General features: G+C 70.2%; 19 protein-coding genes and 2 pseudogenes. 14 read left to right on the top strand and 7 right to left on the bottom strand.

Annotated elements, in window-relative coordinates; all coding sequences use genetic code 11:
• Positions 1-88 precede the first annotated feature (88 nt).
• On the top strand, positions 89-1,282 hold the full coding sequence (locus ACFYZE_RS16050) for an RtcB family protein (RefSeq protein ID WP_388993347.1): 1,194 nt from the start codon (positions 89-91) through the stop codon (positions 1,280-1,282).
• A gap of 21 nt (positions 1,283-1,303) precedes the next feature.
• Here the strand turns inward: ACFYZE_RS16050 and ACFYZE_RS16045 are convergent, their stop codons facing one another.
• The 3 genes from ACFYZE_RS16045 to ACFYZE_RS16035 form a co-directional block, all read right to left on the bottom strand.
• On the bottom strand, positions 1,304-1,474 hold the full coding sequence (locus ACFYZE_RS16045) for a hypothetical protein (RefSeq protein ID WP_388993345.1): 171 nt from the start codon (positions 1,472-1,474) through the stop codon (positions 1,304-1,306).
• A complete protein-coding gene (locus tag ACFYZE_RS16040; RefSeq protein ID WP_388993342.1) occupies positions 1,474-2,250 on the bottom strand; it encodes an SDR family NAD(P)-dependent oxidoreductase in 777 nt (258 codons plus the stop codon). The genes ACFYZE_RS16045 and ACFYZE_RS16040 overlap by 1 nt, the downstream gene beginning before the upstream one ends.
• Before the next feature lie 110 nt (positions 2,251-2,360).
• A complete protein-coding gene (locus tag ACFYZE_RS16035) occupies positions 2,361-2,696 on the bottom strand; it encodes a YnfA family protein (protein ID WP_388993339.1) in 336 nt (111 codons plus the stop codon).
• Positions 2,697-2,839: 143 nt separating this feature from the next.
• On the opposite strand from ACFYZE_RS16035, the gene ACFYZE_RS16030 reads away from it, so the two are divergent.
• Positions 2,840-3,301: a hypothetical protein gene (locus ACFYZE_RS16030; RefSeq protein WP_388993336.1), complete on the top strand. Its 462-nt coding sequence runs from the start codon at positions 2,840-2,842 to the stop codon at positions 3,299-3,301.
• Here the strand turns inward: ACFYZE_RS16030 and ACFYZE_RS16025 are convergent.
• A complete protein-coding gene (locus ACFYZE_RS16025) occupies positions 3,298-4,101 on the bottom strand; it encodes a DUF6597 domain-containing transcriptional factor (RefSeq protein ID WP_388993333.1) in 804 nt (267 codons plus the stop codon). The two genes, ACFYZE_RS16030 and ACFYZE_RS16025, sit on opposite strands and share 4 nt — an antisense overlap.
• A 106-nt stretch (positions 4,102-4,207) precedes the next feature.
• On the opposite strand from ACFYZE_RS16025, the gene ACFYZE_RS16020 reads away from it, so the two are divergent.
• The 4 genes from ACFYZE_RS16020 to ACFYZE_RS16005 all read left to right on the top strand — a co-directional run bounded on the left by ACFYZE_RS16020 (position 4,208) and on the right by ACFYZE_RS16005 (position 8,807).
• Positions 4,208-5,329, top strand: coding sequence for an LLM class flavin-dependent oxidoreductase (locus ACFYZE_RS16020; protein ID WP_388993330.1), 1,122 nt, complete (start codon positions 4,208-4,210; stop codon positions 5,327-5,329).
• Positions 5,326-6,093, top strand: coding sequence for an FMN reductase (locus ACFYZE_RS16015; protein ID WP_388993327.1), 768 nt, complete (start codon positions 5,326-5,328; stop codon positions 6,091-6,093). Before ACFYZE_RS16020 ends, ACFYZE_RS16015 begins: the two co-directional genes overlap by 4 nt.
• A gap of 435 nt (positions 6,094-6,528) precedes the next feature.
• Positions 6,529-7,239: a response regulator transcription factor gene (locus ACFYZE_RS16010; RefSeq protein WP_388993324.1), complete on the top strand. Its 711-nt coding sequence runs from the start codon at positions 6,529-6,531 to the stop codon at positions 7,237-7,239.
• Positions 7,240-7,289: 50 nt separating this feature from the next.
• Positions 7,290-8,807, top strand: coding sequence for an ATP-binding protein (locus tag ACFYZE_RS16005; RefSeq protein WP_388993486.1), 1,518 nt, complete (start codon positions 7,290-7,292; stop codon positions 8,805-8,807).
• Positions 8,808-8,812: 5 nt separating this feature from the next.
• Here the strand turns inward: ACFYZE_RS16005 and ACFYZE_RS16000 are convergent, their stop codons facing one another.
• Complete coding sequence (locus ACFYZE_RS16000; RefSeq protein ID WP_388993321.1) at positions 8,813-10,768, bottom strand: amino acid transporter; 1,956 nt, start codon at positions 10,766-10,768, stop codon at positions 8,813-8,815.
• Between the two features lie 415 nt (positions 10,769-11,183).
• Between ACFYZE_RS16000 and ACFYZE_RS15995 the strand changes: the two genes are divergently transcribed.
• Positions 11,184-11,654: a hypothetical protein gene (locus ACFYZE_RS15995; protein ID WP_388993318.1), complete on the top strand. Its 471-nt coding sequence runs from the start codon at positions 11,184-11,186 to the stop codon at positions 11,652-11,654.
• A 140-nt stretch (positions 11,655-11,794) separates the two neighbouring features.
• The gene (locus ACFYZE_RS15990) at positions 11,795-12,157 is read left to right on the top strand and encodes a DUF952 domain-containing protein (RefSeq protein WP_388993315.1); all 363 of its coding nucleotides are present in this window, start codon (positions 11,795-11,797) and stop codon (positions 12,155-12,157) included.
• 125 nt (positions 12,158-12,282) lie between these two features.
• Here the strand turns inward: ACFYZE_RS15990 and ACFYZE_RS15985 are convergent.
• Positions 12,283-12,387, bottom strand: a pseudogene (locus ACFYZE_RS15985) (transcriptional regulator); the annotation flags it as partial.
• Position 12,388: 1 nt separating this feature from the next.
• Here ACFYZE_RS15985 and ACFYZE_RS15980 point away from each other — a divergent pair.
• Positions 12,389-12,502, top strand: a pseudogene (locus ACFYZE_RS15980) (carboxymuconolactone decarboxylase family protein); the annotation flags it as partial.
• Positions 12,503-12,744: 242 nt separating this feature from the next.
• Here ACFYZE_RS15980 and ACFYZE_RS15975 read toward each other — a convergent pair.
• Positions 12,745-13,425: a hypothetical protein gene (locus ACFYZE_RS15975; protein ID WP_388993312.1), complete on the bottom strand. Its 681-nt coding sequence runs from the start codon at positions 13,423-13,425 to the stop codon at positions 12,745-12,747.
• 139 nt (positions 13,426-13,564) lie between these two features.
• On the opposite strand from ACFYZE_RS15975, the gene hemL reads away from it, so the two are divergent.
• The 5 genes from hemL (at position 13,565) to ACFYZE_RS15950 (ending at position 18,559) form a co-directional block, all read left to right on the top strand.
• Complete coding sequence (gene hemL / locus ACFYZE_RS15970; RefSeq protein WP_388993309.1) at positions 13,565-14,884, top strand: glutamate-1-semialdehyde 2,1-aminomutase; 1,320 nt, start codon at positions 13,565-13,567, stop codon at positions 14,882-14,884.
• Positions 14,881-15,570 carry a histidine phosphatase family protein gene (locus ACFYZE_RS15965; RefSeq protein ID WP_366024205.1) on the top strand — a complete coding sequence of 230 codons (690 nt, stop codon included), beginning with the start codon at positions 14,881-14,883 and terminating at the stop codon, positions 15,568-15,570. Before hemL ends, ACFYZE_RS15965 begins: the two co-directional genes overlap by 4 nt.
• A gap of 195 nt (positions 15,571-15,765) precedes the next feature.
• On the top strand, positions 15,766-17,085 hold the full coding sequence (locus ACFYZE_RS15960) for a polysaccharide deacetylase family protein (protein WP_388993305.1): 1,320 nt from the start codon (positions 15,766-15,768) through the stop codon (positions 17,083-17,085).
• 66 nt (positions 17,086-17,151) lie between these two features.
• On the top strand, positions 17,152-17,787 hold the full coding sequence (locus tag ACFYZE_RS15955) for a TlpA family protein disulfide reductase (RefSeq protein WP_388993302.1): 636 nt from the start codon (positions 17,152-17,154) through the stop codon (positions 17,785-17,787).
• A gap of 1 nt (position 17,788) precedes the next feature.
• Positions 17,789-18,559, top strand: a complete 771-nt coding sequence (locus ACFYZE_RS15950) for a cytochrome c biogenesis CcdA family protein (RefSeq protein WP_388993299.1) — start codon at positions 17,789-17,791, stop codon at positions 18,557-18,559.
• Positions 18,560-18,562 lie beyond the last annotated feature (3 nt).

Genomic DNA, 18,562 nt, shown 5'->3' with positions numbered 1-18,562 from the left:
GACGCCGGTCCGTTGTCCCATACGTCGACCTTGGCGCCGGTTTTGCGTTTACAGACTTCTGTTGTGATTCCGGGGGATTGAGGAAGATATGTCGTACGTGGAGGTGCCGGGGGCGAAGGTCCCGATCCGCATGTGGACGGACCCGTCGACGGTCGAGGACGCCGCGATGCAGCAGCTGCGGAACGTGTCGACCCTGCCGTGGATCAAGGGCCTGGCGGTCATGCCGGACGTCCACTTCGGCAAGGGCGCGACGGTCGGCTCGGTGATCGCGATGCGGGACGCGGTGTGCCCGGCGGCGGTCGGCGTCGACATCGGGTGCGGGATGTCGGCCGTGAAGACGTCACTGACGGCGAACGACCTGCCGGGGGATCTGTCACGCCTGCGCTCGAAGATCGAGCAGGCGATTCCGGTGGGGCGGGGCATGCATGCCGATCCCGTCGACCCCGGGCGGCTGCACGGCTTCGCCACCTCGGGGTGGGAGGAGTTCTGGGGGCGGTTCGGCGGGGTGGCGGAGGCGGTGAGGTTCCGTGAGGAGCGAGCTGCGAAGCAAATGGGCACACTTGGCTCGGGGAATCACTTCTGCGAGATTTGCGTGGATACGTCCGGGTCGGTGTGGCTCATGCTGCACTCGGGTTCCCGCAACATCGGCAAGGAACTGGCCGAGCACCACATCGGTGTCGCCCAGAAGCTCCCGCACAACCAGGGCCTGATCGACCGTGACCTCGCCGTTTTCATCGCGGACACCCCGCAGATGGCGGCATACCGCAACGACCTGTACTGGGCGCAGGAGTATGCGAAGTACAACCGCGCGCTGATGATGGCCCTCCTGAAGGACGTGATCCGCAAGGAGTTCAAGAAGGCGAAGCCGACTTTCGAGCCGGAGATCTCCTGCCACCACAACTACGTGGCGGAGGAGCGGTACGAGGGCATGGACCTGCTCGTGACCCGTAAGGGGGCCATCCGTGCGGGATCCGGCGAGTACGGGATCATCCCCGGTTCGATGGGTACGGGTTCGTACATCGTGAAGGGCCTTGGGAACGAGAAGTCCTTCAACTCCGCATCGCACGGCGCCGGTCGGCGCATGAGCCGCAACGCCGCGAAGCGCCGCTTCACGGCGAAGGACCTTCAGGACCAGACGCAGGGCGTGGAGTGCCGCAAGGACTCCGGCGTCGTGGACGAGATCCCGGGCGCGTACAAGCCCATCGAGAAGGTCATCGAGCAGCAGACCGATCTGGTGGAGGTCGTGGCGAAGCTGAAGCAGGTCGTCTGTGTGAAGGGCTGACGCACGAGGCTCCCGCAGGTTTCACTTCGCGTGCCGCACGGCGTAGATCATCACGAACGCCACGAGGTGGATGCCGAAGAGGAAGTACGCCAGGTAGTACCAGACGTAGCGTTCGCGCTTCTTCTCCAGGGAGAGGCGTCGCTGTTCGGCCGTGCGGTCCGCGTCGTCGGCCGGTGGGGTCGGGTCGGGCATCACAGGTCCCTGTGGACCTTGGTGTTCGAGGCCTGGGCGCGCGGGCGGACCACCAGGAGGTCGACGTTGACGTGGCTGGGGCGGGTGACCGCCCAGGTGATCGTGTCGGCGACGTCGTCCGCCGTCAGGGGCTCGGCGACGCCCTCGTAGACCTTCGCCGCCTTGTCCTGGTCGCCGCCGAAGCGGGTCAGCGCGAACTCGTCCGTCTTCACCATGCCGGGGGCGATCTCGATCACGCGGACCGGGGTGCCGACGATCTCAAGGCGCAGGGTCTCGGCGAGGACGTGCTCGGCGTGCTTGGCGGCGACGTAGCCCGCGCCGCCCTCGTACGTGGCGTGGCCGGCGGTGGAGGAGACGACCACCACCGTGCCGTCGCCGCTGGCGGTCAGGGCGGGGAGCAGGGCCTGGGTGACGTTCAGGGTGCCGAGGACGTTCGTCTCGTACATCCGGCGCCAGTCCTCGGGGTCGCCGGTCGCGACCGGGTCGGCGCCGAGTGCGCCGCCCGCGTTGTTCACGAGGACGCCGATCGTCTTGAAGGCGGTCGCGAACTCGTCGACCGCCGCGCGGTCGGTGACGTCGAGGGCGTACGCCGTCGCCGAGTGGCCGGCGCCCGTGAGTTCCTCCGCGAGCGCCTCGATACGGTCCTTGCGGCGGGCGGTGAGGACGACGCGGTAGCCCGCTTCGGCGAGTTGCCGGGCCGTCGCCGCGCCGATCCCGCTGCTCGCGCCCGTGACGACGGCGATACGGGAGGCGGCGGAGGGTGCTGCGGCGGTCATGGGCGACTCCTCGACGGTCGTTCGGCAGTGGCCGTTCATACGGGCGCATGAGCGGCCTCTCCCCAGGATAGGTGGCCGGGCACGCCCCCGGCGGGGTGCCCGAAGGGTGGTCAGTGGCCTCGCGGCGCCCACATGATCACGGCCATTCCGGCGATGCAGATCAGCGCCCCGGTCACATCCCAGCGGTCGGGGCGGTAGCCGTCCGCCACCATGCCCCAGGCCAGTGAACCGGCCACGAAGACACCGCCGTACGCCGCCAGGACGCGCCCGAAGTGGGCGTCCGGCTGGAATGTGGCGACGAAGCCGTAGACGCCGAGCGCCATGACGCCCGCCCCGGCCCACAGCCATCCGCGGTGTTCACGCACCCCCTGCCAGACCAGCCAGGCGCCGCCGATCTCGAACAGCGCGGCGAGGAGGAACAGGGCGGCGGAGCGGAGGATCAGCATGCGGTCACCTTCGCACGCCGTCTCCCGTGGGCCCGTCGGCCCCTGCTGGGTCCTCACCTCACCTGCCCGGCGGCGCCTGTCCCGTCGTCCGTGTGGCATACATGCGGTGATTTGTCCGGGGGCCGACATGGAGGAAGTGACGTATGCGGAAGCGGATCGCAGGTGTGCTGGGCCTGGTCATGGCGGTGGGTGCCGCCGCGCCCGCCGCGGCGGTGGCGGTGCCCAGGGTCGCCATCGCCTCTCACGGGTATGTGACCCTGACCGGTGGCCGGGCCGACGTACGGCTGACCCCGCGCAACGACGGGTGGGCCGCCGTCGCCGGGGCGACCGTGCGGCTGCACTTCTCGCGCGCCCTGGGCGGTCCGCAGCAGCTGTCGGAGGGCTGTGCGGCGGCCGACGCGAACACGGTGGTGTGCGGGACGGGACCGCTCGCGGCGGGCGGGGCGGGCCGGGAGATCCGGCTGCGGGTGGGTCTTGAGGGGGCGCCTGCCGAGGTGCGGCTGGAGGTCGAGACCCTGCACGAGGGCGACGCCGCCGACCGGGACCCCGTCGGGGACCGGCAGCAGGTGCTCGCGCTGGAGACGGGGGACGAGTACGCGTTCTAGGGGCCCTCAGGGGGGCTGTGCCGAGCGTAGGCCGTGGGGGGTACGCCCACCGTCGCCGTGAAGTCCCTCACCAGGTGGGCCTGGTCCGCGTAGCCCAGGTCGGCCGCCAGGGCCGCCCAGTCCACCGCCCTCTCGGTCTCGGCGCGCTCCAGGGCCTCATGGATGCGGTAGCGCAGGACGACCCACTTGGGGCCCACGCCCACGTACGCGGCGAACAGGCGCTGCATGACCCGTACGGACATGCCCTCGGACCGGGCGAAGTCGGCGACGCGGCGGATCGTGCGGTCCGTGCGGATGCGGTCGACCAGGGCCATGGCGAGGTCGGCCTGCGGGTCGGGGCGGGGGGCGAGGCCGAGGAGGAAGGTGTCCAGGGCGGCGACACGGGCGTCCTCGTCGTCGGGGGCGAGGACGGTGTGCGCGTCGGCTTCCGTGAGCACGATCCGCTTGCCCGTCCACTGCGACACCGGCCGGTCGGGGAAGAAGGGGCGGAAGCCGCCGGGGCGGAACTGGATGCCGCAGACCCGCCCCTTTCCCTCCAGTTTCTGGGTGAAGAGCTCCAGGCCGATGCCGGCGATCTCGGCGAAGGGCTCCCGGTGCTCGTACTGCTGGAAGACGATGTTCACGGACGGGTGCGGGACCACGTGTGAGGCGTACGGCCGGGTCAGGTCCCAGTCGATCAGCCAGTAGTGCTCCAGGTACGGCCGCAGAGGTGCGGCCGGTTCGCGGCGGCGGAAGGCCACGCGGGTGAAGAGCTCCGCTGCGTCGACGATTCCTCGGGTGTCACGACGTGGGGCGGCCATGTCCGGGATCGTACGAGCGGGCACTGACAGGGGCGGAATAGCGGGAAGGGCGGAACCGTTTGCGGGTATAGTTGAATCGTAAACAACTTGAAGGGTGTGAGCGACCATGCAGTTCGGGATCTTCAGCGTCGGTGATGTCACGCCGGACCCGACCACCGGACGGACGCCGACCGAGCGTGAGCGGATCAAGGCCATGGTCGCCATCGCGCTGAAGGCGGAGGAGGTCGGCCTGGACGTCTTCGCGACGGGCGAGCACCACAACCCGCCGTTCGTGCCGTCGTCCCCGACCACGATGCTCGGCTACATAGCGGCACGCACCGAGAGGCTGATCCTCTCCACGTCCACCACCCTCATCACCACCAACGACCCGGTGAAGATCGCCGAGGACTACGCGATGCTCCAGCACCTCGCGGACGGCCGGGTGGACCTGATGATGGGGCGCGGCAACACCGGGCCGGTGTACCCGTGGTTCGGGCAGGACATCCGGGAGGGCATCAACCTCGCCATCGAGAACTACGCCCTGCTGCGCCGGCTGTGGCGCGAGGACGTGGTGAACTGGGAGGGCAAGTTCCGCACGCCGCTGCAGGGCTTCACGTCCACGCCGCGCCCGCTGGACGGCGTACCGCCCTTCGTCTGGCACGGCTCCATCCGCTCCCCGGAGATCGCCGAGCAGGCCGCCTTCTACGGAGACGGCTTCTTCCACAACAACATCTTCTGGCCCGCCGACCACACCAGGCGCATGGTCGAGTTCTATCGGGAGCGCTTCGCCCACTACGGGCACGGCACCCCCGAGCAGGCGATCGTCGGCCTGGGCGGGCAGGTGTTCATGCGGAAGAACTCCCAGGACGCGGTGCGCGAGTTCCGGCCGTACTTCGACAACGCGCCGGTGTACGGGCACGGGCCGTCCCTCGAGGACTTCACCGAGCAGACCCCGCTGACCGTCGGATCGCCGCAGCAGGTCATCGACAGGACGCTGGGCTTCCGCGAGTACGCCGGGGACTACCAGCGGCAGCTGTTCCTGATGGACCACGCGGGACTGCCCCTGAAGACGGTCCTGGAGCAGCTCGACATCCTCGGTGAAGAGGTGGTGCCCGTGCTGCGCAAGGAGTTCGCGAAGGACCGGCCGGCCGGGGTGCCGGACGCGCCGACACACGCGTCGCTGCTGGCCGCCAAGGAAGCCGGGGAGAACGCGCAGGAGACCGCCACGGAAGGGGTGAGCGCCGTATGAAGAAGCTGGTCGTCGTCTCGGCGGGGCTGAGCGTGCCGTCGTCGACGCGGCTGCTCGCGGACCGGCTGGCCGCCGCGGTGGAGCGCGGGGCGCCGGTGTCGGTGCGGGTCGTGGAGTTGCGGGACCTCGCCGTGGAGATCGCGCACAACTTCACGAACGGCTTTCCGGGCCGGGCGCTGGCCGCCGCGCTCGACGCCGTGACGGAGGCGGACGGGCTGATCGTCGTCACGCCGGTGTTCTCGGCGTCGTACAGCGGGCTGTTCAAGTCGTTCTTCGACGTGCTGGACAAGGACGCGCTGGTGGGCAAGCCGGTCCTGATCGCCGCCACCGGCGGCTCGGCCCGCCACTCCCTGGTCCTGGACCATGCGCTGCGTCCGCTCTTCTCCTACCTGCGCGCGGTGGTCGCCCCGACGGGTGTCTACGCCGCGTCGGAGGACTGGGGCGCGCAGGGCCTGCCGGAACGGATCGAACGGGCGGCGGGGGAGCTGGCCGGGCTGATGGGGGCGGGGTCCCTCCGGCAGGGGCTGGACGCGGAGGCGACGGTCCCTGCCCCTTCCGCACCCGAGCCGCGCGGGCACCTTGCCGAGCCCGTCGCGTCCGCTGCGGAGCCTGCCGGTGCCCTGCGGGAGCCCGCGGGAGGGAAGAGCGCGGCCGGGGCGGGGGACGGCGACGGTACGTCCGACGGGGACGGCCGTGGCGCGACCGTCTCGCACGGCTTCCGGGTGGTCCCGTTCGAGGAACAGCTGGCCGCCCTGCGCGGCTAGAGGTTCTCGGCCGGATCACGCCGTGGGTGAGGGTGGGCCGCCGCCGTCGTGTCGTGCCGGCCCACCCTTCCGCGTCGGCCGGTCTCCGGACCCCGGGGGGGAGGATCCGGGACCGGCCGGGCGGACCCCGCACCCGGCCACGCCCTGGGATGACGGGCCGGGCGGGCTCGGGGATTCGGCGGACCGGTGGCTCGGCGCATGGCGCGCGGCGACGGGTCCGCCCCGTCGGCCGGCACCCCCAGCCGCTGCGTCGCGGCCCGCCTCGACGGCTCTCCGCGTCCCCTCCCCGGAGGGTCCCGCGGTGCTGTGACTCAGCCGACACAGTGGCCCGACCAGGTAAGTCACCGCGGACGAGGCGGTGAGAGCCGGGTAAGAAGCCCCTTCCTCGCTCCACCACCCGCTGGTGCACCGCCGTGACCTTGGCAGACTGGGGGCGTGACCCAGACAGTGCTGCTCGCCGAGGACGACCGCGCCATCCGTCATGCCCTGGAACGCGCGCTCACACTGGAGGGTTACCAGGTGACTGCCGTGGCCGACGGGGTGGAGGCTCTCGCCCAGGCCCACCGCAGCCGCCCCGACGTGCTCGTCCTCGATGTGATGATGCCCGGCATCGACGGCCTCCAGGTGTGCCGCGTGCTGCGTGCCGAGGGCGACCGCACGCCCATCCTGATGCTCACCGCACTGGTCGAGACGGCCGACCGCATCGCCGGCCTGGACGCGGGCGCCGACGACTACGTCGTCAAGCCGTTCGACGTCGAGGAGGTCTTCGCCCGGCTCCGGGCCCTGCTGCGCCGCAGCAACGGCGGCTCCTTCGAAGCCCCCAAGGAAGAGGACAGGACCCCCACCGGCCAGGTGTCCGTCGCCGGGCTGCGCATGGACGTGCAGGCGCGCCGGGCGTGGCGCGGCGAGCGCGAGCTGGAGCTGACCCGCACCGAGTTCGACCTGCTGGAACTGCTCGCCCGCAACGCGGGCATCGTCCTGGACCACGCCACGATCTACGACCGCATCTGGGGTTACGACTTCGGCCCCGGATCCAAGAACCTCGCCGTCTACGTGGGCTATCTGCGGCGCAAGCTCGACGAGCCGGGCGCACCGGCGCTCATCCACACGGTACGCGGCGTGGGGTACGTCCTGAGGGAGGACTAGTGCCTCCTTCACCACGCCCTTCGGGCGCCGACGTGGAGGTCGGGTTCTGGATGCGCCTGTGGCACCGGCTGCCGGCCGGGCTGCGCGGCCGGCTGCGGCTGCGGGCCCGGTTGCGCAAGGTGTCCTCGCTGCGGACGACCTTCACGGTGTCGTTCGCGGCCGTCGCCGCCGGCGTCACCGTCCTCGTCGGCTTCCTGAGCTACGACGCCGCGGCCCGCCTGGTGCGCGTGGACCAGCAGACCGTGTTCACCCAGGTCGTCGCCGACCTGCGGGACCAGGTCAGCCAGAAGCAGCTGATGCCGGACGACTTCGCCATCTCCGAAAAGGACCACGACACCCCGCGCGACGACATCATCCGGCCCGCCCGCACGGTCGTGCAGGTGCTGGGCCCCGGAGGCGCGGTCGTCGACCACTCCAACCCGCCGCTGCCCGTGGGTGCCGACGACCGCAAGATCGCCGCCAGTGCCAAGGCCGCCAAGCTGCTGGAGCACAAGAACGTCGACGTCGGCGGCGACGTCTACCGGGTCGCGACCGTCGCGCTCGGCCACGGCCGGGGCGGGGTGCAGGTCGCCCAGGAGCTCAGCTCCACCGAGGACCTGCTGCGCAGCCTCCAGCAGCGCACGGCCCTGCTGATGGGAGCTGTCGTGATCGCCGCCGGCCTGTTCGGCTGGTGGCTGGCCCGGCGGATCACCCGGCGGCTGGTCGTGCTGGCCGGGGCCGCCGAGGACGTGGCGCGCACCCGGCGGCTCGGCATCCAGGTGCCGGCCACCGGGAACGACGAGGTGGGCCGTCTCGGCCGCTCCTTCGACCGCATGCTCGGGCGCCTCGCCCAGTCGGAGGAGGACCAGCGGCGCCTGGTGCAGGACGCGGGTCACGAGCTGCGCACGCCGCTCACCTCACTGCGGACGAACATCTCCCTGCTGCGCCGGATAGACGAGCTGCCGCCCGCCGCCCGCGAGGAACTGGTCGCCGACCTCGCGGAGGAGTCCCGCGAGCTGACCGACCTGGTGAACGAGCTGGTCGCGCTGGCGGCCGGGCAGTCGGACACCGAGCCGGTGCAACGGCTGACGCTGGCCGACGTCGCGGAGGACGCGGCGGCGATCGCCCGGCGGCGCACGGGGCGCGAGATCGTCGTCCGGGCCACTGGTGACACGACGGTCGACGGCCGTACCACGGCTTTGCAGCGGGCGGTGTCGAACCTGCTGGAGAACGCGGCGAAGTTCGACCGGGACGCCAAGGCGCCGATCGAGATCGTCGTGACCGGTCCCGAGCATCCGCTCCAGATGGAGGACTCCGACGAGCCGGAGAGCGGGGCGCCTCTGGGGATCGTACGGGTGGAGGTGCTGGATCGGGGGCCCGGGATCGAGGAGCCGGATCGCATGCGGATCTTCGACCGGTTCTACCGGGCCGCGGACGCGCGGAGCCTGCCGGGGTCGGGACTGGGGCTGTCGATCGTGCGGGAGGTCGCCACCTCGCACGGGGGCGCCTCGTTCGCGTACCGGCGTGAGGGGGGCGGGGCGGTCATCGGGTTCACGGTGGGCGGGGGAGCAAGCGCCGGGGGTGACTGATCGGGTCACCCGACGTGTACGCGTGGCCGGCGCGCCCGGTTCGGTTCCGCTTCTCGCAGGACCTCCCGGGTGACCGGGGCCACCTCGCCCTGGCCGAAGAGGAAGAAGCGCAGGAAGTTGGCGAACGGGTTGCCCTCGGTCCACTCGAAGTAGATGTGCGGGATGCAGCCGGTGCTCTCCCGGACGTGCAGCAGCAGGGCCGCGAGGGCGTTGGGGATCGAGGACGACTCCAGGGTGAGCACCCGGTAGCGGCTGTGCATGACCTCGCCGCGGACCGTCATGCTGGACTCGAACTCCGAGGGGTCGCCGACGGTCACCTCCACGAAGACGAAGTCCTCCTGCAGCGGGAGGTCGTTGTCGTTGCGGATCTGCTCGATCTTCCCCCGGTACTCGTCGAGGTCCCGGTTGTCGGGCTCGTTGGCGATGAAGCGGATACGGCGGCTGGCGATGTCCCTCACGAAACGTTCCGCCATGTCGTCGAGCGTCACGCTGGTCACGCGCAGTTCGAAGGAGCGGGCGAGCCGGGACATCAGTGAGACGAGGATGATCCCGGCGATGAAGCAGGCGCCGATCTTCACACCGTCCGGCCGCTCGATGACGTTCACGACCGTCGTGTACAGGAACACCGCGGAGATCACCGCGTAGACGACCACCAGACGGCGCTGACGGGCCTTGCGGGCGGCGATGGTCACCGCGATCGCGGCGGAGCTGATCAGCACCAGGACGCCGGTGGCGTAGGCGCCGCCCTGCGCGTCGACGTTGGCGTCGAAGATCCAGGTGACCAGGAAGGCGATCAGGATGAAGACGATGACCATGGGGCGCACCGCGCGGGCCCAGTGCGGGGCCATGCCGTAGCGGGGCAGGTAGCGGGGCATCAGGTTGAGCAGTCCGGCCATGGCGGAGGCGCCCGCGAACCACAGGATGGCGATCGTCGAGATGTCGTAGACCGAACCGAAACCGCCGCCCAGGTACTGGTGCGCGAGGTACGCCAGCGCGCGCCCGTTGGCGGGGCCGCCCAGCTTGAACGCGGGTGCCGGGATCAGCAGTGTCGTGATGAAGCTGGTCGTGATCAGGAAGACGCTCATGATGAGGGCGGCCGTGGTCAGCAGCTTCTTGGTGTCCCGGATACGGCCGGTGGGCTTCTCCTCGGTGTCGCCGGGGTCGCCTTGGACGTGGGGCATGACGGCGACGCCGGTCTCGAAGCCGGACAGGCCCAGTGCCAGTTTCGGGAAGACGATCAGGGCCAGCCCCACCATGACGAACACGCTGCCGTGCTGGACGGTCAGGGCACCGGTCCAGTCGGTCACCAGGTGCTCGGCGGTCACCAGGTGCCACAGGCCCACCACCACGACGACGGCGTTCAGCGCCAGGTACACGCCGACCAGGGCGACCGCGACGCCGATGGCCTCCAGGAAGCCCTTGAGGAAGACGGCACCGAGGAGGGCGATCAGCAGCATGGTGATCAGCATCTGGTGGCCGTGCAGGGCGCTGGTGAGGTGGGGGTTCTCGATCAGGTGGGTGGAGGCGTCGGCGGCGGAGAGGGTGATGGTGATCAGGAAGTCGGTGGCGGCGAACCCGAGCAGGGTGAGGACGAAGAGCTTGCCCTGCCAGAAGGAGAGCAGGCGCTCCAGCATGGCGATGGAGCCTTCGCCGTGCGGACTCTCCTCGGCGACACGGCGGTAGACGGGCAGGGCGCCGGCCAGAGTGATGACGACGAGCACGAGCGTGGCGACGGGGGAGAGCAGGCCGGCGGCGAGGGCGGCGATGCCGGGCTGGTAGCCGAGGGTGGAGAAGTAGTCGACACCGGTCAGGCACATCACGCGCCACCAGCGCCGGCCCTTGTGCGGGGGCTCCGGCTCGGCGTACGGACCCTGCGGGACGTCCGCCTTGCCCATGTCGGACAGGCCCTGCAGCATCCACGCCCGCAACCGGCTCGGACGAGTGTGCTCCGTGGCGGCCATCGGCGTGCTCCTGCCATACGGCTCTGTGAACGGCCCCGGCCACCTACAGCACATCCGTCCCATACGTGGCCATAGAGGATGCCGCGCTACCAGCGTAGGCAGAGGGAGGGGCGGGGGCCTGCGCACGGCGGCGGGAGGGGCGGCGCGGGTCGGGTCGGCACGGGCCGGCATGGGTCGCCATGGGTCGCCATGGGTCGGCGGCACGGACGCGAAGCGGAAGAAGGTAAGAATTAGCTCGCCGAGGTGACCCGATCCACCTGCTCTGATTACAAGAGGTAACCGGTTTGGGGGCGTTGGCGTTACTGCAATGCGGTGACATCCGGGTCGCCGCCGGACCGGTTACATGGAAACCTCAAGAGTGCGCGCGCTGGGGGAGTCCGTCAACGGGGGATCTGTCCGAGCACAGGAGACAAACGTGAAATCCTCACTTCGCACGCACTCCACCCGTGTCCTTGCCGCCGGTGCGCTCTCCGTCGCGCTGCTGGCGTCCGGTGCGGCCGCCGCGTTCGCGGCCGACCCGGTCGCGCCCAACCCGGTGGCGGGCACGTCGACGAAGTCGCCGAACCTGGCGACGAAGCCGGCCCAGCCCAACCTCAAGCCGGCCATGACCGCGACGTCGATCACCATCCGCGCCAACAGGACCGACGTGAAGTCCGGTCAGTCGGTGACGTTCACGGGTCAGGCCAAGGGCCTGAAGACGGGCGACAGGCTCGAGCTCCAGCGCTACGACGGCAGCAAGTGGGCCACCGTGAAGACCGTCACGGTCAAGCGGGGCAGCAGCTACACCTATGCCCTGGCCACCAAGCTGACCGGGATGGGCAAGGAGAAGCTCCGCGTGGTCCACGCGAAGACGATGTCGCCGACGGTGACCGTCACCGTGAAGTGACGCAGTGAACGTGGGGGCGTCCCGGCCGGGGCGCCCCCGCTTTCACGTACCTGCCCATGGGCACTGGGACCGTTCCCCGTCCCCCGTTCCCCGTCCCCCGGGCACGGGAGGACGGGGCGCACCCGTAGTTGAATCGAGCCATGATCTATCACGTCGTACCGCTCACCGACTGGATCGCGGCTCCCGACCGCCCGTACGCCCCCGCCTCCCTCGCGGAGGACGGCTTCGTCCACTGCTCTCCCGACGAGGAGACGACACTGGCCGTCGTGAACGCGTTCTACCGCGGCGCGCCGAGGCCGTTGCTGGCGCTGCTCCTCGACGAGAGCCGGCTCACCGCGCGGTGCGAGTGGGAGCGGGCGGTCCCCGCGCCGCCGCCGGGCGTCGCCGAGGGCACCCTGTTCCCCCATGTGTTCGGTCCGGTCGACCGCGACGCCGTCACACGGATCCTGGAGGTCGAGTGGGACGACGAGGGCCGGGCGGCCGGGCTGAAGAACGCGGACTGATCCGCGCGTCGATCAGCGCCTGCCGCAGGGCATCCTCGGGACCGAGGGCCGGGGCCCTGGGAACCTGCACCGGCATCAGGGCCGTGCGGGCCCCGTCGAAGGCGAGGGGCCGCCGGATGAGGCCGTCAACGGACGACACCGGGCGAGTCGCAGGTGGCGGCCCAGGAGGCGAGGAGTTGCAGGGCGTCGTGCTCGGGTGTGCCGGGTGCGGCACTGTAGGCGGTGAGAGTGAACGGTGTCGGCGAGACCGAACTCATCGAGGCGATCACCCACCTCGCCTTCTACGCCGGCTGGCCCAAGGCCATGACGGCGATCGCGACCGCGAAGCAGGTCTTCTCGGCCTGAACGCCGGGGAGGAGCCGCCAGGGCTCCTCCTGCTGCGACGGGTCCGTACAGCGGCATTGCACGGAAGGAGGCGCTCCGAGTGCGGCGCGGACGGCCTCGGCCTTCTCCCGGCCCGTTCCGCCCGGTCCGATCGGCGCCCTCACCGGAACCAAGGTGCCCCGGCCGCCTGACGGCCCCTCTGGGGCACTGGCGGGAGCGGGACCCGAGAGCCCAGCCCCGCCCGAACCCCACGAAGTCGCAGCTCAGGGCCACACGAGGCAATAGGGCTGATGCCCCGCCTCATGCAGCCGATGCGAGAAGTCCTGCCACTCGTGCAGCAACTGGTACACGTTGAACGCGTCCCGCGGGCCGCCCCGGTCCGGCACCGTCGACCAGATGAAGGCCGCCGCGCCGACCTGTTCCTCACCGATGCCGCGCAGCGGGTCCACGACCGTCATGGGGAGTTTGACGACCGCGTAGTCGGGGTGCAGGACCACCAGTTCCAGCGGTGGGACCTTGTGCAGCGGGACGCCCTCGATGCCCGTGAGGACCATCGCCGCCATCGTCTCCGGCTTGATCTTGGTGAACATGCCGCCCATGCCGAGCTCGTCGCCGCCGAGCTCTTCGGGACGCATCGAGATCGGGACACGGGCTGCCGTGGCGCCGTCCGGCGCGCCGAAGTACTTGTACGTCACCCCCACCCGACCACCATTCCCGCTTCCTGCCCCGAGCCGATCCCGCCTACGGTTCACATGGTCCATGCCATCCATACGCGTCAGCCGGTCGATTCGCTCAGGACCGCCGGGACCGACAGGACCACCCTGTGAACCCTGCGTCTGACGTGTCTCGGTCGTTTCCTCCGCGTCGCGCCGGTGCCTTCCCCGCCGGGCACGCCGAGGACCCAGGTCATCGGTCCCCTCGCCCAGTCCGCCACCGCGATGCATATCTCCACCCGACTGCTTTTCTAGGACGCGTGGCCCCCGCCGCGCAACCCGATCATCGTGTCAGTGACCTCCCCCACGGCCGCCCGCCGAAACGTGCGTTCAACCACCTGTCCGCAGGATCTTCGAGGCCTCTGACACCATGGCTAGTGTGAGCTATCCGTACGAAGCCCCAGTTTCGCAGACTCTTTTCGAGCGCGCGGCGGTCGTCACGCCCGGCGGCGTGAACTCTCCGGTGCGCGCCTTCCGCGCCGTGGGCGGTACGCCCCGGTTCATGGTGTCCGGTAATGGTCCTTATCTGACTGACGCCGATGGACGCGAATATGTCGATCTCGTCTGTTCCTGGGGGCCGATGATCCTCGGGCACTCCCACCCGGACGTGATCGCGGCCGTCCAGGAGGCCGTCGCCCGCGGTACCTCCTTCGGCACGCCCGGTGAGGGCGAGGTCGCTCTCGCCGAGGAGATCGTCGCCCGGGTCGCGCCCGTCGAGCAGGTCCGGCTCGTCTCCAGCGGCACCGAGGCCACCATGTCCGCCATCCGGCTCGCCCGCGGGTTCACCCAGCGGTCCAAGGTGATCAAGTTCGCCGGTTGTTATCACGGGCACGTCGATTCGCTGCTGGCCGCCGCGGGCAGTGGTGTGGCCACCTTCGCGCTGCCCGACACCCCCGGTGTCACCGGCGCCCAGGCCGGCGACACCATCGTGCTGCCGTACAACGACCTCGAGGCCGTCCGCGCCGCCTTCGCCGCGCACCCCGGCGAGATCGCCTGTGTGATCACCGAGGCCTCCCCGGGGAACATGGGCGTGGTCCCGCCGCTGCCGGGGTTCAACCAGGGGCTCAAGGACCTGTGCCGGGAAAACGGCGCCCTTTACATCTCCGACGAGGTCATGACCGGGTTCCGCACCAGCGGGGCCGGCTGGTACGGCATCGACGGGGTCGAGCCCGACCTGATGACGTTCGGCAAGGTCATGGGCGGCGGTTTCCCCGCCGCCGCGTTCGGTGGCCGCAAGGACGTCATGGCGCACCTCGCGCCGGCCGGGCCCGTCTACCAGGCCGGCACCCTCTCCGGGAACCCGGTGGCCACCGCCGCCGGCCTCGCCCAGCTGAGGCTGCTCGACGACGCCGCGTACGACAAGGTCGACGCCGTCTCGGCCGAGATCCGTACGCTGGTCACGGACGCGCTGAGCAAGGAGGGCGTGGCGCACCAGCTGCAGAACGCCTCCAACATGTTCTCCGTGTTCTTCACCGACCGGCCGGTGCGCGACTACGAGGACGCCAAGGCGCAGGAGTCCTTCCGGTTCACCGCCTTCTTCCACTCGCTCCTCTCCCAGGGCGTCTACCTGCCGCCCTCCTCCTTCGAGTCCTGGTTCGTCTCCACCGCGCACGACGAGCGGGCCATCCAGCGGATCGCCGACGCCCTTCCGGCGGCGGCCCGGGCAGCAGCGGAGGCAACCGCGGCATGAGCGACATCACAGTCGTCCACCTGATGCGGCACGGCGAGGTCGCCAACCCGGACGGAATCCTCTACGGGAGACTGCCCGGCTACCACCTCTCCGAGCTCGGCCGGCAGATGGCCGAGCGGGTCGCCGAGCACCTGGCCTCCCGGGACATCACCCACGTCGTCTCCTCCCCGCTGGAGCGGGCGCAGGAGACGGCCACCCCGATCGCCAAGGCGCACGGTCTCGATCTCGCCACCGACGAGCGGCTCATCGAGGCCGAGAACGTGTTCCAGGGGAAGACGTTCGGTGTCGGGGACGGGGCGCTCAGGCGGCCCGAGAACTGGAAGCACCTGGTCAACCCGTTCAAGCCGTCCTGGGGCGAGCCGTACGTGGAGCAGGTCGTCCGGATGATGGCGGCGCTGAACGCCGCCAAGGACGCCGCGCGCGGGCACGAAGCCGTGTGCGTGAGCCACCAGCTGCCGATCTGGATCGTGCGCAGCTTCGTGGAGCGGCGGCGGCTGTGGCACGACCCGCGCAAGCGGCAGTGCACGCTCGCCTCCCTCACCACGTTCACGTACCAGGGCGACAAGATCGTGTCGGTTGGCTACACCGAGCCGGCCCGCGACCTGGTGCCGCCGCATCTGCGCGCGGGTGCCAAGCCGGCGAAGGGGAAGTCCGCTCCGGGGAACAGCAAGGCGTTCGGGGCCTGAGGGCGGAACAAGGAGCTTTCCACGTCCTACGGTTGACGGCTCGGCGTACGCTTCGCCACAAGACGTATGCAGTCCTGGCATCAGGCAGTATCTTCGTAAAATCCGCGACAGGTATGCGGTTTCAGCGGAACCTGCCTCTCCATCGCGCCCTCTCACTGTGCGACCACTGAGAGGGCGCTATGAGATGGGGACGGGATGCGGGACATCAGCCGACGGGGACTGATAGGACTCGGCGCGGGTGCGGCGGCGGCCATGGGGCTCGCCGCGTGCGGTACCCAGCATGACGGCGCGAGTCCTGCCCACGGTTCCGGCAAGGGGGGATCCGACGGTTCCGGCGGTCCCAGCGACAGCCCCACGGCCACCGCGCGTCCGCTGGGTGACGGCTCCACCGCCGACACCGGCAAGCAGCCGAACCAGCCGGACAAGCCGGTGCCGCTGGAGCCGGGCCAGACTCCTCCGCAGTTCGTGGTCTTCTCCTGGGACGGCGCCGGCGAGGTCGGCAACGGCCTCTTCCCGCGCTTCCTGGACCTCGCCAAGGAGCACGGCGCGCACATGACCTTCTTCCTCTCCGGGCTCTACCTGCTGCCGGAGTCGAAGAAGCGGAAGTACCTGCCGCCCAACAACGCGCCGGGCGCCTCCGACATCGGCTATCTGTCGGACCCGCACATCCGGTCCACTCTGGAGAACGTCCGCCGGGCCTGGCTCGAGGGCCACGAGATAGGCACCCACTTCAACGGCCACTTCTGTGGCGAGGCTCACGGTTCGGTCAAGTGGTGGACGCCCAAGCAGTGGCGCAGCGAGATCGACCAGGCCAAGGCCTTCGTCAAGGAGTGGAAGACCAACACCGGTTGGCACGACCTTCCGCCGCTGCCCTTCGACTACGACAAGGAGCTGGTCGGGGGCCGTACGCCCTGCCTGCTCGGCCAGGACAACCTGCTGCCCACCGCCCGCGAACTGGGCTGGCGCTACGACGCCTCCTCGCCCGGCGGCAACCAGGTGTGGCCGACGAAGCGGCACGGGCTGTGGGACTACCCGCTCCAGGCGATCCCGTTCCCGGGGCACAGCTTCCCGGTGCTGTCCATGGACTACAACATCATGGCCAACCAGTCCAAGAACTCCACGAAGGCGCCCGCGTACAACTACCCGGGCTGGCGCCAGCAGGCAGCGCAGGCCTACATAGCCGGATTCAAGCGGGCGTATGAGACAAACCGGGCGCCCTTCTTCATAGGCAACCACTTCGAGCACTGGAACGGCGGCATCTACATGGACGCCGTGGAAGAGGCGTTCAAGCACATCGCGCGCGAGAAGGAGAAGGGCGCCGACGTCCGCATCGTCTCCTTCCGGCAGTTCACGGACTGGATCGACGCGCAGCGGCCCGAGGTCCTGGCCAAGCTGCGCACGCTCGGGGTCGGGCAGGCGCCGGCCGGCGGCTGGAAGGCGTTTCTCTCCGAAACCTCCGGTGCCGGCAAGAAGACCTCGGGCGGCACCTCGGGGACCCCGTCGAACCCCGCCTGAAATGCGGGTTTCCGCCCACAAGGGGGGTGCGCAAGATCCTCGGAACGGACATGCGAAACTTTTCACATGAGTGCCGCCTGCCGCGCCCCCCAGCGCCTGAACCGCACGCGTAGCCGCAGCCGCCGACGCGCCGTCCTGGCCACCGCCGGGGCCGCCGTCGCGGCGCTGGTCCTGTCCGCCTGCGGATCCGGCGGCACCTCGGGGGGTTCGGGCAACACCAACTTCATCACCGGCAAGGACGGCATCGCGACCGTCAAGAAGGGCGAGCGGGCCGACGCCCCCGACCTGTCCGGCACCACCATCGACGGCAAGAAGCTCGACGTCGCCGACTACAAGGGCAAGGTCGTCGTCATCAACGTCTGGGGCTCCTGGTGCCCGCCCTGCCGCGCCGAGGCGCCCAACTTCGTCAAGGTCGCCAAGGAGACGGCGAGCAAGGGCGTCCAGTTCGTCGGCATCAACACCCGCGACACCAGCACCGGTCCGGCCCGCGCCTTCGAGCAGCAGTACGGGGTCACCTACCCGAGCCTGTACGACCCGACCGGCAAGCTGATGCTCCGCTTCAAGAAGGGCACGCTCAACCCGCAGGCGATCCCGTCCACGCTGATCATCGACCGGGATGGGAAGATCGCCGCGCGCACCCTGCAGGCCCTCACCGAGGACAAGCTGCGCGAGATGCTCGACCCGGTCGTCGCGGAGAAGTGACGTGACGGCCGTCTCCACGCTCGCCGCCGAGGGTTACAACGGCACGGTGCTCAACGGAGCCCTGCTGGTCGCCCTCCCCGTCGCCCTGCTCGGCGGTCTGGTCTCCTTCTTCTCCCCGTGTGTCCTGCCGCTGGTGCCCGGCTATCTGTCGTATGTGACCGGGGTCACCGGCACCGACCTGGCCGAGGCCCGGCGCGGGCGGATGGTCGCGGGCGCCTCCCTGTTCGTGCTCGGCTTCACCGCCGTGTTCGTCTCCAGCGGGGCGCTGTTCGGGTTCTTCGGCTCGACGCTGCAGGAGCACAAGGACGTTCTGTCCAAGGTGCTGGGCATCTTCATGATCCTCATGGGTCTGTTCTTCATGGGGGCGATGCCCTGGTTCACCCAGCGGGAGTTCCGCTTCCACAAGCGGCCCGTGGCGGGACTGGTCAGCGCACCCGTGCTGGGCGCGCTGTTCGGCATCGGCTGGACCCCGTGCATCGGCCCGACCCTGTCCTCGGTGCTGATGCTCTCCTCCGACCAGGGCAGCGCAGGCCGCGGCGCCCTCCTCACCGTCGCCTACTGCCTCGGCCTCGGCGTGCCGTTCGTGCTCGCCGCCGTCGCCTTCCGCAAGGCGCTCGGCGCGTTCGGCTGGGTCAAGCGGCACTACCAGTGGGTGATGCGCGTCGGGGGCGGCATGATGATCGTGACCGGGCTGCTGCTGGTCACCGGCGCCTGGGACAGCATCGTGCAGCAGATGCAGAGCTGGTCCGACGGCTTCACGGTGGGGGTCTGATCC

Origin of the sequence: Streptomyces sp. NPDC001796 (assembly GCF_042892355.1) — a bacterium.
Classification (GTDB): domain Bacteria; phylum Actinomycetota; class Actinomycetes; order Streptomycetales; family Streptomycetaceae; genus Streptomyces.
This window is presented reverse-complemented; position numbering and strand designations above follow the sequence as displayed.